General features: G+C 45.3%; 13 protein-coding genes. All 13 read right to left on the bottom strand.

Going from position 1 to position 17,129, the window contains the following annotated elements; all coding sequences use genetic code 11:
• Nucleotides 1-17 precede the first annotated feature (17 nt).
• Nucleotides 18-770 (bottom strand): 2-dehydro-3-deoxy-D-gluconate 5-dehydrogenase KduD, encoded by a 753-nt coding sequence (kduD, locus tag BLS69_RS28240; protein ID WP_091019283.1) that lies wholly within the window; start codon nt 768-770, stop codon nt 18-20.
• Nucleotides 771-847: 77 nt separating this feature from the next.
• A complete protein-coding gene (locus tag BLS69_RS28235) occupies nt 848-1,606 on the bottom strand; it encodes a DeoR/GlpR family DNA-binding transcription regulator (protein WP_176873132.1) in 759 nt (252 codons plus the stop codon).
• A 260-nt stretch (nt 1,607-1,866) separates the two neighbouring features.
• Nucleotides 1,867-2,706, bottom strand: coding sequence for a 5-dehydro-4-deoxy-D-glucuronate isomerase (gene kduI, locus BLS69_RS28230; RefSeq protein ID WP_091038526.1), 840 nt, complete (start codon nt 2,704-2,706; stop codon nt 1,867-1,869).
• Between the two features lie 397 nt (nt 2,707-3,103).
• The gene (locus tag BLS69_RS28225) at nt 3,104-4,087 is read right to left on the bottom strand and encodes a zinc-dependent alcohol dehydrogenase family protein (protein ID WP_091038525.1); all 984 of its coding nucleotides are present in this window, start codon (nt 4,085-4,087) and stop codon (nt 3,104-3,106) included.
• Between the two features lie 222 nt (nt 4,088-4,309).
• Complete coding sequence (gene cyoD, locus BLS69_RS28220; protein WP_091019256.1) at nt 4,310-4,639, bottom strand: cytochrome o ubiquinol oxidase subunit IV; 330 nt, start codon at nt 4,637-4,639, stop codon at nt 4,310-4,312.
• Nucleotides 4,640-5,260 carry a cytochrome o ubiquinol oxidase subunit III gene (cyoC, locus tag BLS69_RS28215; RefSeq protein WP_091038523.1) on the bottom strand — a complete coding sequence of 207 codons (621 nt, stop codon included), beginning with the start codon at nt 5,258-5,260 and terminating at the stop codon, nt 4,640-4,642.
• Entirely contained in the window at nt 5,261-7,231 is a 1,971-nt protein-coding gene (locus BLS69_RS28210) for a cbb3-type cytochrome c oxidase subunit I (RefSeq protein WP_091038522.1), read from the bottom strand. It lies immediately after the preceding gene.
• Between the two features lie 21 nt (nt 7,232-7,252).
• Nucleotides 7,253-8,227 (bottom strand): ubiquinol oxidase subunit II, encoded by a 975-nt coding sequence (cyoA, locus tag BLS69_RS28205; RefSeq protein WP_091038520.1) that lies wholly within the window; start codon nt 8,225-8,227, stop codon nt 7,253-7,255.
• 318 nt (nt 8,228-8,545) lie between these two features.
• Complete coding sequence (locus tag BLS69_RS28200) at nt 8,546-8,809, bottom strand: hypothetical protein (RefSeq protein ID WP_091038518.1); 264 nt, start codon at nt 8,807-8,809, stop codon at nt 8,546-8,548.
• 359 nt (nt 8,810-9,168) lie between these two features.
• Entirely contained in the window at nt 9,169-10,530 is a 1,362-nt protein-coding gene (locus BLS69_RS28195; protein WP_091038517.1) for a GH1 family beta-glucosidase, read from the bottom strand.
• Between the two features lie 16 nt (nt 10,531-10,546).
• Nucleotides 10,547-12,928, bottom strand: a complete 2,382-nt coding sequence (locus BLS69_RS28190; RefSeq protein ID WP_091038515.1) for a glycoside hydrolase family 95 protein — start codon at nt 12,926-12,928, stop codon at nt 10,547-10,549.
• A 190-nt stretch (nt 12,929-13,118) separates the two neighbouring features.
• A complete protein-coding gene (locus BLS69_RS28185) occupies nt 13,119-14,816 on the bottom strand; it encodes an ABC transporter substrate-binding protein (RefSeq protein ID WP_017692217.1) in 1,698 nt (565 codons plus the stop codon).
• 321 nt (nt 14,817-15,137) lie between these two features.
• Nucleotides 15,138-16,841 (bottom strand): ABC transporter substrate-binding protein, encoded by a 1,704-nt coding sequence (locus BLS69_RS28180; protein ID WP_091038514.1) that lies wholly within the window; start codon nt 16,839-16,841, stop codon nt 15,138-15,140.
• Nucleotides 16,842-17,129: the final 288 nt, after the last annotated feature.

Below are 17,129 nucleotides of genomic sequence, written 5' to 3'. Positions count from 1 at the left end.
ATCCGATTATCAAACGATTAACGTGCCATCCAGCCTCCATCGACATTCAGCACATGACCATTCAGATAATCCGAAGCGGCAGATGCCAGAAAGACAACCGGGCCTTTCAGATCTTCTGGTGTTCCCCAACGCCCCGCAGGAATACGGGCTGTAATATCCCGGTACCGATTCTCGTCCGCACGGATCTGGGTAGTATTATCGGTTTCCATATAACCAGGTGCGATACCGTTAATCTGGATTCCCTTCCCTGCCCATTCATTGGCGAGTGCTTTGGTTAAACCGGCAACGCCATGTTTACTGGCTGTATATCCTGGCACGTTGATCCCACCTTGATAGGACAACATGGAAGCAATATTAATGATTTTGCCACTTCCGCGTTCAATCATATGTCTGCCTGCCAATTGGCTTAGGAAAAATACAGTGTTCAGGTTCAGACCAATTACATCATGCCAGTCCTGCCCTGCATGATCAGCCGCAGGTGTGCGACGGATGATTCCGGCATTGTTGACGAGAATGTCAATTCTGCCCTGGAACGCAAGCGCCTGTTCGAACACAGCCGACAACTCATCTTCACGACTTAAATCCGCTTCAATCACATAAGCCTTGCGTCCGAGTGCTTCAATGGCACTTGCCGTTGCCGCAGGCTTGGAATAAGAGACCAGCACCACATCAGCACCTGCTTCTGCCAAACCAATGGCCATCCCTTGTCCAAGTCCTCCCGAGGTACCTGTCACCAGTGCAACTTGTCCGCTTAAATCAAATGGGTTCATGAATGATTCCTCCGCATGGTTTTGATATGCAATCCTTAGAGCCGTCCGTTCTTTAATCCCATGAATTATGAATGAGGTTAACTTTGATAATCCACTGTGACACCGCTCTGCTCGTATAAGGCAGCCGTCTCTTCATCCAGACGACTATCGCTGATAATGTAGTCCAGTTCCGAACACTGGGCAAAAGTCCGAAGTGCAAATTGTCCAAATTTATAATGATCCACAACGCCGTATACTTGCTGCGAGGCAGATATCATTGCTTTTTTCAAAGGAACCAGATCTCCCGTGTATATGGATAATCCAAATTCGGGATGAAGGGCTGTCGTGGATATAAAGGCTTTATGAATGTTAAGACTGGATATAAACGCAGCCGTATCATCCCCAACCAACATATTCCGTACACGCGCCCCGCCAGGCACAACCAGTCGCACTTGCTCCTTTTTGGTCAACTCCGCAATAATGAACAGGTCATTGGTCACCACCGTCAGTGGTTGATTATCGAGACGTTTGGCCATCTCCAGCGTGGTGCTGCCACCATCGAGGGCAACGATATCTCCAGGTCGAATGTAAGTAAGGGCACGTTCAGCAATCTCCGTCTTCTCCGGATGATGCTTCTCGGTAACTCCGCGGCTATTCAAGATGCCATACTGATCATTCTGAGCCAGCATAGCACCACCGTGGACACGTACGAGCAGTCCCATACTCTCCAACTTGTCGAGATCCTCTCGCACTGTTTTCCCAGTCACCTGCAGCAACTCACTCAGATCACTGACGGTTACTTCCTGGCGCTCCAGCAGAGCCTCCATAATTTTTTCATGTCTTTTCAATGGATTCATCATAATCAACTTCCTATACTACCTGAGTAAAATGATAGTTTCACACTTACACTTCGGGTACAGAAAACCTTCCGATCACTCTTATCCCCATATTTCCTTTGATCCCTTATTTAAAGGGAGAAATCTGGTGATAAAGGCAAGCTTATGCTTTCGAAGCAGCTTTCTTTCCAGAAAGCTTTTAGCTTCGCTTCTTCTGGTCCTTTCTGTACCCTCCGTTCTAGTGTCTACCCTGTCAATTTAACTCAGACATCTGTAATTTATTATTTCAGGTCTTTCATGGCTACGCCGTCCATATCTTCGAACGTCTGGTTCTCGCCAGCCATCGCCCAACAGAAGGTGTAATTGCTTGTACCCACACCACTGTGAATGGACCAGCTTGGGGAAATAATCGCCTGGCGATCACGTACAACCAGATGGCGTGTTTCGTTTGGCTCACCCATCATATGAAATACAACACCGTCTTCAGGCAAGTTCCAGTACAAGTATACTTCGGAACGGCGGTTATGGGTATGTGCAGGCATGGTGTTCCACATGTTCCCCTTGTCGAGTTCGGTAATACCCATTACCAACTGACAACTCTGAATTCCACCTTCTCCTTGGTGAATGTAACGATAGATTGTACGTTCATTGGACGTTTCGATGCTGCCCAGATGATTCGGCTGAGCTTGTTCTTGTGTTGCTTTTACTGTTGGATAGGTGTGGTGAGCCGGTGTGGATACAAAATAGAATTGGGCAGGTTGAGCCTTGTCACTGCTCGTGAACACAACTTCCTTCACACCTCTACCGATGTAGAGACATTCCTTCGCTCCAATCTCATAACCTTGTCCGTCCGCTGTCACTGTTCCGTGACCACCGACATTAATGATACCGATTTCACGGCGCTCCAGGAAAAAGTTCGTTCCGATATCCTTCAGGTCCACTTCAAGGGTAATGTCCTTACTCTCAGGTACAGCCGTTCCCACAATATAACGATCCACATGAGAATACACCGTTACCAATTCATCGGTTGCAAACAGTTGCTCCATCAAAAATTCCTCACGCAGGCGAGATGTATCATACGTTTTCACTTCATTGGGATGTGCAGCATAACGATTTTCCATTATTAATCCATTCCTTTCGTCATTTAAATTAGTTGGTATTGAGTTTGATAATGTTCATATAAGTTCATTTTAGTTCATTATGTATCTTTTGTGTACCTTTATTTTCGAAAAAATAATTTTCTGCGATAAAACATTTATGATTCTAACTGTCTTCGATCTAATACAAGACATGGTCAGTCAAAGGAGATGCAAGCTATGGATTACCAATCGTGGATCGGAGTATCTACTCCTCCCAAGAAAATGGTAGTGGAATCGGAGGTAACAGTCCAAGTACTGCAATAACGGCTGCCATAATCGCAGTAAACATTATATCTTTAATCTTCACAACAAGGCACCCAATATGAATTAGTTGTTAATTACGCATTCTTTATGTTGAGTTTTTTCTATGTCTTATGTATTACTGTAATAAGAGAACCTTCCCTTCGATACCCGATTCAGCCGCTGCAATAGCCTGGTGTACATTCGTTAGTTCATACGTCGCCCCAATGTTTGCCATGACAAGTCTCCCTGCTCTGACCAGCTCTATCACCTCATGAAATACCTGTTCCCAGCGTTCTTGCGAACAGCGTTCCACCCAATGCTTTAACCAGAAAAGTTTCACTTGAACTTGTGTTCCCCGGGTTACTTCATGCCATAAAGGTGTGATACCGGAAAGCAGTCCTACACTGATGACCGTCCCATTTGGTTTAAGGTAACTGACTAACTGTTCCCCGTCTGTCCCTCCAATACAATCCACGACTGCATCAGCACCGCACCCCTCTGTTAATTCCGTAATTCTAGCCTGTAGCAACTCGTTCGTCGTATTGATAACAGAAACTGCTCCAAGACGATACAGTTCAGCAGTATGACGATCATCTCTCGTAAGCGCAATCAACTTAAATCCATTGATTTTTGAGATCTGTGCAAAGATTCGTCCGATCGCAGATCCCCCTGCATTCACAATCAGGGTATCACCATACGTAAGCTTAAGCACCTCTGTACAGATCAACCAAGCCGTCACCGGATTAATATAGAGCTGACTGGCTGATTGATCATCGATATCATTCGGCACAATAATCGTATGTTGCTCCAAAGTCTTCACGACGTCCTGCCAAGTATTCTCACCTTTTAGCGGCAAGACACGGCGCCCCAACATTTGATTGGATACTCCCGGTCCTACTGCTTCTACTATCCCCACACCCTCAAACCCGGGAACAGCTGGTAAACGGGTACGATGCGGGTAAGCTCCTCGAACAGGAATGATATCGGAGGGATTAATAGGCCGAGCATACATCCTCACTGCTAATTCACCGGGGCCAGGGGGTATCACATCTTTTTCTTCCATACATAACACTTCACATGGTTTGCCAAAACGATAATAACGGATTACCCTAGCTTTCATTGGTACATCTCCTAAAATAATTTTGCTAAAATAGCTCTAGCTAAAATATTGAATATATTGACAGAGTGTATAACAATAGTATCAATGGTAAATTATTTCATCAATGACTTATTATGATATTTACAACTTTTTTTCATTAAAATATGCGATAACTTCTGCTTAGAAAAAAAAAGAGCCCCACAACCTTGAATTCCAAGGTCGTGAAGCTCTTCATCATATGAATTAATGTGCAACAGCATTGTTAAGCATGATCCAGATCGAACCAATTACGATGGTCATCATAATCAGTAATCCGAAAATAAGGGCCATGACATTCCAGCGTGGTTTCTCTGTTTCACGGATATGCATGAAGAAGAAGAGTTGAACCACAAACTGAAGTGCAGCTGTACCAAGAATCACAATGAGTGTACCTGTTTTGCCCATCATGTCGTTCAAAACCACCACAAGTGGAATGATTGTCAGTACGACGGACAGAATGAAGCCGATGACATAAGACTTCAGTGAGCCATGTTGTTCATGGCCGTGGGAATCATGTGAGTTGTGCTCTGCCATCTACATCACCCCCATGAGATAGACGATCGACAGGAGGAAGATCCATACGACGTCCAAGAAGTGCCAATACAAGCTGATGACGTTGATCTTACCGCGAGTAACGTCGGTAATCCCACGTTTTTTCAGTTGGAACATGAGTCCGATCATCCAGATCAGACCAAGCGATACGTGAAGTCCGTGAGTACCCACGAGGGTGAAGAATGCACCAGAAGCCGCACTCGTCGTGTAACTAAAACCTTCGTGAACCATCTCAACAAATTCGTAAACCTCCAGGGCGATAAAGCTTGCACCCAGAACAGCTGTAACAATCAGCCAGTTAATCAATTGTTTCACTTTACCCTGGTTCATTGCCAGAACGGCAAGTCCGCTCGTAAATGAACTCGTGAGCAAGATAAATGTCTCGGCGATAACGCCAGGCATTTTGATCAGTTCGGACAAAATCGGTCCGCCCGCCGAATTGTCACGCAACACAATGAAGGTTGCGAACAATACGGAGAACAAGATAACGTCGGAAATCAGGAAGAACCAGAATCCGAGAATTTTCATTTCCTGTGGATCATGGTGGCCATGGTCATGACCATGCGCATGATTCTCACCGTGCTTAGCGGCTGCTTGAGCCATCTATACCGACCCCCTTAACGACGCTTCGGTACGCTTAATTTCGTCGACCGGAATGTAATAATCCGTATCGTAAGAGAATGAACGGGCGATCATACAGATGCCTACGCCAGCAAGTCCGAGAATCGCCATCCACAGCCAACCGAATACGAAGCCGAAACCAGCAACGAACCAGAAGACAGACATGATGAACGGAATCGAAGAATTCTTCGGCATGTGAATCGGCTCAAGCGGTTGCTCAGGCGGATAGATGCCTTTGGCACGACGTTCTTTCTCTTCCCACCACTCATCAATATCATCTCCGCGCGGTGTAACAGCGAAGTTATATTCAGGAGCTGGTGAAGGAATCGACCACTCGAGCGTACGACCATCCCATGGATCGCCGGAAGCTTTAAGTGTTTTGTATTTGCGAATACCGTCTGCAATTTGTGCAACTTGGAACAAGAATCCGACACCCATCAGGAACGCCCCGATTGTGGATACGAAGTTCAATTCCCACCAGCCAGTATCCCAGCCGTATGTGCTCAGACGACGTGTCATACCCATCAGACCGACAGCGTACTGCGGCATGAAGCAGACATAGAAACCAATATTCCAAGTCCAGAATGCCCATTTGCCCAGTTTCTCTTCGAGTTGGAAACCGAACATTTTAGGCCACCAGTAATACAGACCAGCGAAGTATCCGAAGACAACGCCACCGATCAATACTTGGTGGAAGTGGGCAATCAGGAAGTAACTGTTGTGGAACTGGAAGTCAGCAGGAGCAACGGATAACAGAACGCCTGTCATACCCCCGACAATAAAGCACGGGATAAAGGCAAGTGTCCACATCATCGGAGTCGCCATGCGAATCCTTCCTCGATACATGGTAAACAGCCAGTTAAATATCTTAACCCCTGTTGGAATAGCAATCAACATCGTAGTTACGGCGAAGAATGCATTCACGTCCGCTCCTGAACCCATCGTGAAGAAGTGATGCGCCCATGTAAAGAAGGACAGGAAGCTGATAATTAACATTGCAAATACCATTGACTTGTAACCAAACAGTTTTTTCCGAGAGAAGGTACTTACAATCTCGGAGAACACACCGAATGCCGGCAAGACGACAATGTATACCTCAGGGTGACCCCACATCCAGATCAAGTTGATATACATCATTGGGTTACCGCCCAGATCAAGTGTGAAGAAATGCGCCCCGGCAAACCTGTCGAGGAATAACAATGCAAGTGTCACGGTCAAGATCGGGAAAGCAAACAAGATAATGATACAAGTGGAGAATACCGACCATGTGAACATCGGCATTTTCATCCATCTCATGCCTGGCGCACGCATTTTAATGATGGTAACCAGGAAGTTGATACCGGTAGCCAGGGAACCGATACCCGATATCTGTATACCCCATATATAGAAGTTCTGTCCGACCCCCGGACTGTGTGACAGCTCCGATAGAGGTGGATAACTCAGCCATCCCGCGTCTGGTGAACCACCGATAACGAAGGACAGGTTAAACAGCATTGCTCCCAGGAAGAATAACCAGAAGCTCAATGCATTCAGAAACGGGAAGGCAACGTCCCTTGCTCCGATCTGTAATGGCACGATAACGTTAAATAAACCAAACATAAATGGCATCGCCATGAACAAGATCATGATTGTGCCGTGAGTTGTAAAGACCTGATTATAATGTTCAGGATGTAAGAAATCCATGTTAGGCATAGCCAGCTGCAGACGCATCATCAATGCATCCACACCACCACGGAACAACATGATAATGGAAGCAATGATATACATAATACCGATCTTTTTATGATCGACGGTAGTTAACCAGTTACGCCAGAGCCAGCCCCATTTTTTGAAATAAGTCAGCACCGTTACGATAGTAATCATCGTAATACCGATGGCCACGTCTGCTCCATAGATCAGCGGGTCGCCAGTTACGAAAAACTCCGATGCAAACTCTTTAAGTCTCTCTAACATTGGGGGCCTCCTTTCGAATCTTTAGTTAGCACTCTTGTCCTCGTCTTGATTGGACTTGTCAGTTGCACTTTGAATGGCTCCAGAAGCTTCACTTGAACTTCCATGCTTACTGTGAGCACTTTGACCATCTACAACATACTTGGTCACAATATTTTGGAACAATCCTTCTGGGAAGGCAGAATAATAAGCAACATTGCTTGTTCCTGGTTCAGCCAGTGCTTTGTAACCTTCTGTAGTCAACGCCTGAGAACTCTGTTTCACTTCAGCTACCCAATTGTCGAAATCTTCGTCCGATGTAGCATTCACATCAAAACGCATTTCTCCAAAATGCTCACCTGTGAAGTTAGCGCCTGAACCCCAGTACTTGCCTTCATGATCTGCCTGCAGATACAAGGTCATCGCCATACCCGACATCGTATAAATCTGTCCTCCAAGTTGCGGAATCCAGAATGAGTTCATCGGTGAATCCGCAGTGAGTTCAAATTTCACGGGCCGGTCTGCCGGTATATTCAGCGTGTTGACCGTTGCAATCCCTTGCTCAGGATACATAAACAGCCATTTCCAGTCCAGTGAAGACACTTGGATGGTAATTGGTTCTTTCTCATGAGCCAACGGCTTCGAAGGCTCCAGATCATACGTGTAACGAATCGTTACAATTGCAAGTATTCCAATAATAATAATTGGAACCGTCCACCAGATTGCCTCCGCCTTCGTACTATGAGACCAGTTAGGCTCATAAGCAGCTTTGTTATCCGGCTTGTCGCGGTAACGCCATACGATTACGGCAGACAAAATGAGTACTGGCACAATGATGACAGCACACAAAATTGTCGAGATGACAATCAAATCTCTCTGCGAAGCGCCAATTGGCCCCTTCGGATCCAGAACAACGTACTGCCCGCCTGCCAGCATTGGCCAGACAATCAATGCAATTGTAACCAACGTCAGGACAACCGGAATGATAATCCGGATTAGCGACCTAGGTTTCTTGTTCATTTTGATCCCCTCTCCTTAAATTCGCTCATACTGAAAAATCAGTATACTACTCTCTTCCTACTAAAGATATCAGAAATGAACAACTTTTTTGTTCTTGTTAACAAATTTGTCGATTTTACACCTTAAATGTGTGAATTTTTTCTCACAAATCGCTTGCATGCTTGATATTTGTACTTCGTAATCTTTACACTTCAAGTCACAAAATAAAACCCTTTGCAGTCCCGTTGAACAGTGTCAACGAATCCGCAAAGGGCTTTATTGACTGGATTCCGGGAACTTATCCAGTCTTATTATGAACGAATTAACGCAGGATTATAATCAATCGGCGCCTTCGTCTTCCCGGCGTGTATGAACAAGGCCAATCGCTTTGGCAATAACGTAAATAAACACACTACCTACAAGGAATCCAATACCAACCATCAAGCCAAGATTACGATCATTAAAGTCGTTCAGATTGATCAGACACATGACCACTCCCGTAATTAGTGCGACCCATGCCAGAACTGTCATCGTCAAGACGGCGCGCCGCATATTTTTGTCTTTGCGCTCCAATTGGCTAACCATTGCTGTCTTCGATGCCATAGTAAACACTTCCTTTTCCCTTTTTGTAAGTGCTTTCCTTATACCAATATACCACATCAGTATGATTTTTAGTCAACAAATGTTCAAATTTTATTCGCAATTTGGACACTTTATTTTGATTTCGACCGTTGACAAAACATTTTTCAATTCACTCATACTTCTTATAACCCAAAAAACGTCTCTTCATAACAGGAACTGCACTTGACCTTATGAAACCTTTATGAACTACTCATTTCCAACGGTAAAAATGCAAAAAAGACGGCATATTGGAATACTCCAATGTTACCGTCTTTTTCAACTTCAATAAGGGAACCATATATAATGAGGACCTGCTTTACCCTTAAAACCTGCCACCCAAACTATTGGGGATTATGTTCGTTCCGTGTCTCCAACCAGTTATTCTTGATGACGTTCTGATACCAGTAATAACTCTCCTTTGGTGTTCTCACGAGTGAACGATAGTCCATGTGAACAAGACCAAAACGCATGCGGTAGCCTTCTGCCCACTCGAAATTATCCATCAGTGACCATGCCATGTACCCTTTCAGGTTAATGCCGTCATTAATGATGCGGTGAATTTGAGCCAAATGCTGTTCATAATATGAAATCCGGCGATCATCGTTGATTTTTCCGTTCTCCAGGTCATCATTGATGCAAGCACCATTCTCTGTGATATATACATCCACATTGCCGTATTTTTGCAAGTAATGCATAAATTCATACAAACCACGTGATTCCACGGGCCAGCCAATATCGGTTTTGGTGAGGCCCATATCAACTTCTTCCGATTGCAGAGCACCTGCCTCCGGATTGAAGCGATTGATCCCCATCGTGTAATAGTTAATGCCGAGCAGATCGATCGGTTGCGAGATGATCTCCATATCGCCTTCCTGAATTGGTACGGTAGCACCCGCTTCTGCAAACCAATCCACCATAAACTGCGGATATGAACCTTTGTAGATTGGATCAAGGAACCAATCGGTATTAAGCGCAATCGATCGGTCACACGCAGCTTGGTCCTCAGGAGATTTGCTGTACGGCTCAGCCCAGCATACGTTCGGAGCAATACCGATCTGTCCGGTTGTACCCAAACGACGGAAGGATTGAACGGCTTTGCCGTGAGCGACCAGCAATCCATGAGCAACATTAATTGACGTCTGCAGGTCTTTGTTTCCTGGCGCATGAATCCCGAGAAGGTTTGACAGGAACGCGATGCACCATGGTTCGTTGAATGTCAGCCAGAAGTTGATTTTGCCAGAGAATTCTTTGAAGATCACTTCGGCATATTTCACAAAAGCGTCTACAGTTCTGCGGTTGCCCCAGCCTCCGTCATCCTCCAGCGTTTGCGGAAGATCCCAGTGATACAGGGTGAGGAACGGTTCAATTCCAGCCTCGATCAATGCATCCACGAAGCGGTGGTAGAAGTCCAGACCTTCCCGATTGATCTCACCATCTCCGTCAGGAATAATACGCGGCCAGGCAATGGAGAACCGGTATGTATTAATCCCGAGTTTCTTCATCAGTTCGATGTCTTCCTCATACCGATGGTAACTATCACACGCGACATCTCCATTATCTCCGTTATATACTTTGCCAGGTGTGCGCGCAAACGTATCCCAGATGGATACCCCGCGTCCACCTTCCTGTGCCGCTCCTTCTATTTGATAGGAAGCTGTTGCTGTACCCCAGCGAAAATCTTGCGGAAATTTAAAAATGGTCATGGTTGGCTCCTCCGTCTCATGATGACACGCGGATCGTCTGTCCTGCGGTCATGGTTAAAATAATTACATAATCGCCCTGAGGCGTAAGCTCTGCCTTGGCTTGTTCGTTTCCTTCCACACGCAGCGGATAAACACTGCGAAGGGTCAGCGACTCATTTCGATCTGCCTTAATAACCGCTGACACAAGCTTGTTGTCCGTCCACGTTATTGCTACCGTATAACCACCTCTTGCACGAAGCCCTTCAACACGACCTTGAGTCCAGAGTTCAGGCAGTGCAGGCAGTAAATGTAACTCGTTCAAGTGGCTCTGCAATAACATCTCCGCGATTCCAGCCGTGCCTCCAAAATTACCATCAATTTGGAATGGTGGATGGTCATCAAACAGATTCGGATGTGTGGACCGGGCCAGCAACGTGCGCACAAACTGATGTGCCTGGCTGCTATCCATCAATCGTGCATACAGATTGATCAACCATGCACAGCTCCATCCTGTATGCCCACCACCTTGTGAGATACGACGTTCAAGTGATACCCGTGCTGCTTCTACCAATTCCGGTGTGTGTACTCGATTGATCTGCTCCCCCGGATACAGCCCATACAGGTGGGAGACGTGACGATGTCCTGGTTCAGATTCAGCAAAATCTTTAAACCACTCCAGCAATTGTCCTTCGCTTCCAATTCGGAATGGATAGAGTTTCTCCAGAGCCTCACCCCACTCGCTCGCCAATGACTCATCTAGATTCAAATGCTTCGCGGCCTCAATACAGCGGCTGAACAATTCACGAATTAACGTCATATCCATCGTTGAAGCCATGGATATACTGCGTGCCTCCCCAGCATCTGTGAGAAACTTGTTCTCAGGTGAAGTGGATGGAATCGTAACCAGATAACCATTGGGCCCTTCCACCAGCCAATCGAGACAGAACAGCGCCGCCTCTTTCATGATGGGATACGCACGTTCCTCAAGAAAACGCTGATCCCCGGTAAATTGGTAATGCTCCCATAGATGCGAGGTTAACCATACGCCACCCATCGGCCAGAAAGCCCAGCTTGCATCTCCACCTGTCGGTGTAGAGGTTCTCCAGATATCCACGTTGTGATGAGCAGTCCATCCACGAGCTCCATACAGAATCCGCGCCGTTCTTCGTCCTGTATCACTTAGATCGGTCAGCATATCAAACAGCGGCTCATGACATTCACTGAGATTGCAGACTTCTGCCGGCCAGTAATTCATCTCCGTGTTGATATTGATTGTGTAATCACTATGCCATGGCGGCTCTACCTGATGGTTCCAGATTCCCTGCAGATTGGCAGGCTGGCTGCCCGGACGCGAACTAGCCATTAACAGATATCTTCCATATTGAAAATAAAGTGCCTCCAGTCCAGGGTCTTGTTGCCCTGCCTGATAAGCCTGCAGCCGCTCATCTGTAGGTAATTCGGCGTTAGCCGATACCCCTAAATCAATAGAGACTCTGTTAAACAACGCGCTATGATCCTGAATATGTCGGTCACGAAGCGCTTCCGCGACATGTGTGGTCGCTTTGAAGATCATCTCCTTGCATTCCTCTTCCAATACAAGATGATCCTTCACAGGCAAAACATCAAAACTTTCAAAGGACGTAGCTGCTGCCAGATAAAACACAACCTGATCAGCACCCTCAATATGTAACTTGCCTTCCAGATTGGAGACCTTCACCTGATCGCCAGATGCCGTAAACGCTAGACGGAGAGCATAAGCCGTCCCCCGATCCTCTTCATAGAGGACGGATTCCGGGTGATCCCTGAAGTAATTGGACTCCACATGACTTGGGCACCGACTGAACATGGTTAGAGCATCTCCCGAAGTCTCAATGCGATAAGGATGGGGACTATCTAGCGTAACACTTACACTCACAGCGCCCTTCTGATCAGCAGTCAATGTGCAGACCATTAGATCATCCGAAGCACTGGAATACACTTCACGTACGTATTGAGTTCCTTCCAATGAGTAGGTTGTGGTTGCAATACCCGATTCCAGATCAAGCTCCCGTTCAAATGCACCATATGAAAGATCATCCAGACCCTCATGGTGCAATAGAAAATGACCCATCGGCTGGTAGGCCTCTACATCACGACCAAGCATTTCACGGTTCAACAAATCCTCAGCTTCACCATACTGTCCAGACATGATCAACTCTCGCGTCTGCTTCAAATACCGCTGACTGCTGTATTGAATCGTATCCCGTGGAAACCCTGACCATAATGTATCTTCATTGAGCTGAATTCGTTCATCTGCTGCGCCACCGTACACCATGCCTCCAAGACGGCCGTTTCCGATGGGCAATGCTTCTTCCCAGCGTTGCGCCGGTTGTCGATACCATAGACGATTGATTTTAGTTTGTTTATTGTGTTGGGACATGATTAGCTCCTGTTCCTAAATCAACTGTATATTTCTTATGACATAAAACGTTTTCGGTAAGTGCTTACAATAATAAAATTATATGTGATTTCAAAATTTGCGTCAATGCAAATCATCACATCATTCCACAAAAAAAGGACCCTATATGGGGCCCTTTCCTTGCGTAACCATGGATCACAGACAATCCATATTATTTTACGTCTTTTCCTGTCCACAGAGAGACACGTTCTTTAACCCAAACCGTAAATTGTTTCTCCATTTCAACTGCACCCGCTTTGTCCAAATCAGCCAGTAAAGCATCATAGGTTGCATCAAAGTTTGCTGGTGTAGTCAGAACAGCTTCCGGAATCCGTTTACGAATGATATCCTGCGTTTTCTGGAACGTTACCTCATAGTCTGTACCGGAAGGTACGGACATGTTATACGCTGCGCCCCAATCCTTAACTGGCAGATCTTCTTCAGCCGGATAGAACTCTTTCCAAGTCGTGATACCGTATGCTTTCAGCGTTTCTTTCTCTGCAGCTGTGTAACCAGCTACAATCTGCTCAGGGAAGTTTGTTGTGTAGTAGTTATCCGTAGAATCTTTTACACCATCACCGTATCTTGCACTAAATACGTTATACATCCCAATTCCTGTTTCCTTACTGAAATTGGAGTTGTCATTCGTTTTGCGGTCCTGAACGTCATCTGGAATCACGCGTTTACCATCTTCTACGTTGTAATGTTCACCTTCGATACCCCAGTTTCTCAGAACTTGTCCTTCATCGGAAGCAAGCCAATCCATGAATTTGATGATACGCACTGGATCTTTGGCAGAAGTTGTAATCCCGATGCCATAACCGTCAAATCCGGCTGGTTGGAACGTGTGATCCACAATCTCATCGTTAAGTGATACAGAGAAGTGAGCGTATGTCGCATCATCCTTACCCGATGATTTGAGCGCGTTCTCCGCTTCTTGATAGTTCCACTCTTGGTCAATCAGACCGAGGACACGGCCACTGGCAATTTTGGACTTGTATTGATCATCCTTTTGAACAAAGGCATCTTTGTCCAGTAGGCCTTCATTGTACATTTTATTCAACCAGCGGAAATATTCTCTTTCCTCTGGACGTTTGTAGTGCAACTTTGCTTCATACGTTTCAGGATCAATGTAATATTCACCATCATCCGGTGCACCTGTTGCCTGGAAAGCCGGGTTCGTTACCGTGATCATGATCTTCCAGTCATCTGCATTCAATGTTAATGGAATGGTTGGTTGACCATCAATGGTTGGATGTTTTTCATAATAGGCTCTGAGTACATTCTCGTAATCCTCAAGTGTCTTCACTTCAGGGTATCCGAGCTCTTTCAATACTCTTTGCTGAATTTCAAATCCACCTGTAGCGTCAAACGTAACATTATCGACACCCATATTGGTTGGAATCGTATATATCGCTTGATCTTCCAAACTGTATTTCAAACGGTTCATCTGTTCCCCATAGATTTTTTTCAAATTGGGAGCATGCTCCTCAATCAGATCCGTGAGATCCAGCATCGCGCCTGCATCCACAAGCTTAGATAAGTTACCTTTAGGGTAGATCATATCAGGAAAGTCACCACTGGCAGCCATTAGCGCAATCTTCTGGTTACCACCATCGTTTACATCATACTCTGCTTCAATGGTAACGCCAGTTTGCTCCGTAATCTTTTTACCAACAGCATCTTGCATCTTGTTCCAGGTTGGACTAGCATCCGCCCCGAAGAATGTAACTGTGATCGGTTCAGTTCCGCTGGACTCCGAAGTCTCTTTGGTTCCCGAATTCCCGCAGCCAGCTGTAACCAACATTGCACTTGCGAGCATCAACATTGCAAACGTCTTGGGTGTATTGCCTTTCATTTTGCCTCTCATTGTCTAGTTCCCCCTATTATTTATGAAGGTTTTATCTGTATAACAGGCTTTATGCCTGAGGATACCACTTTTTTTGAATGCGCTTTCGGTATCGTTCATTCCGACGTCTTTACTAAAGCTGATGTTTCGATTCTGCAAAAAGAAAGATTCTTCTTCTAACAGACGTAAAACGTTTTCGTAAATGGAATAAACCGCTTACTGAAAGTGCTTACATGATAGATTATAGGCTATCCATCTCCTCACGTCAACAATAAAAAAAGCCCTTTCTCAAGGGCTTTTTTTGCTATGAAAATCCTTAACTTTAATGCTTGGTTTTCAAGCTTATTTCACATCTTTTCCAGTCCAGAGAGCTACACGTTCTTTGATCCAAACCGTGTATTGTTTCTCCATCTCCACTGCACCCGCTTTATCGAGTTCAGCCAGAAGACCATCATATACGCTGTCGAAGTTCTCTGGTTTGGCAAGGATAGCCTCTGGAATACGTTTACGGACGATATCCTGTGTTTTCTGGAACGTTACGTTGTAATCCGTGTCAGAAGGTACAGGCATGTTGTATGCTGCGCCCCAATCTTTCAGCTTCAGATCTTCTTCGGAAGGATAGAAATCTTTCCAAGTTGTGATACCATACGCTTTCAACGTTTCCTTCTCAGCAGCAGTGTAACCAGCTTGAATCTGTTCAGGGAAGTTCGTTGTATAGTAGTTATCCGTGGCATCTTTCACACCATCACCGTATCTGGCGCTAAATATGTTATACATGCCTACGCCTGATTCTTTGGTAAAAGCAGAGTTATCATTGGTTTTGCGATCTTGTACGTCAGCCGGAATGATGCGTTTCCCATTCTCGACTTGGTAATGTTGGCCTTCAACGCCCCAGTTTCTCAGGACCTGACCTTCATCGGAAGCAAGCCAATCCATGAATTTGATAATACGTACCGGATCTTTGGCCGAAGTCGTGATTCCGATACCATAACCGTCGAATCCCGTCGGTTGGAACGTATGATCCACAATATCCTTGTTCAAGGACACGGAGAAGTGGGCATATGTTTTATCTCCACCATTAGACGATTTCAAAGCATTCTCCGCCTCACCATAGTTCCACTCCTGGTCGATTAGACCGAGTACACGGCCACTGGCAATTTTGGATTTGTATTGGTCATCCTTTTGAACAAATGTATCTTTATCAAGCAGACCCTCATTGTACATTTTGTTCAACCAACGGAAATATTCTTTTTCTTCAGGACGTTTGTAGTGTAGAACGGCTTCATACGTCTCAGGGTTGATATAATACTCACCGTCATCCGGTCCACCCGTAGCTTGGAATGCAGGGTTCGTTACCGTAATCATAATTTTCCAGTCATCTGCATTCAATGTTAACGGAATCGTCGGTTGACCATCAATCGTTGGATGTTTTTCATAATACGTTCTCAGTACGTTCTCGTAGTCCTCAAGCGTTTTTACTTCAGGGTAGCCAAGCTCTTTCAATACTCTTTGTTGAATTTCGAATCCGCCCGTAGCATCAAACGCAACGTTATCTACACCCATATTAGTCGGAATCGTGTAAATGGCTTGATCTTCCAAACTGTATTTCAGACGGTTCATCTGATCACCATAGATTTTTTTCAAATTGGGAGCATGCTCCTCAATCAGATCGGTCAGGTCCAGCATCGCGCCTGCATCCACAAGCTTAGACAAGTTGCCTTTAGGATAGATAATATCAGGGTAATCACCACTGGCAGCCATCAAAGGAATCTTTTGGTCACCACCATTATTCACATCATACTCAGCTTCAATTGTAACTCCCGTTGCCTTCGTAATCTCTTGACCGACAGCATCCTTCATGTTATTCCAGTTCGGACTCGCGTCTGCACCAAAGAATGTAAAGGTCACTGGACTGGTTGTATCTCCGGAATCAACCGGTTTCTCTGAAGCGTTAGTTCCTCCTCCACTGCCGCTGCATCCTGCTGTAATTGCAAGAGCACTGGCTAACAGAAGCATTGCGAATGTTTTTGGTGTTTTGCCCTTCATGTGTAATCCCCCTTATGGATATTAATGAAGCTGTATATTTGTATAACAGGCTGACCTGCACATACCGTGACCAGATGAAACCAATGTAATTTTCTTGTTTTTATAACATTAGAAGCGTTTTCTGAAAAATTAAAAAATGTTCTTCTTACCTTATCTCCTCTTCATTCCTGTAAGTGTTAACTTTGAGATTCAGGTGTATGCCACATGGTGTACAAGCAAATGTAAGTGCTTTCATACTTGAATAATAATCGCTCCTATATCCCTTGTCAATAGTGAATTTGTAAAATT

This window comes from Paenibacillus sp. CF095 (genome assembly GCF_900101225.1).
GTDB lineage: Bacteria > Bacillota > Bacilli > Paenibacillales > Paenibacillaceae > Paenibacillus.
Note: the sequence above shows the minus strand (reverse complement) of the source record. Positions and strands in the feature narration are given on the sequence as shown.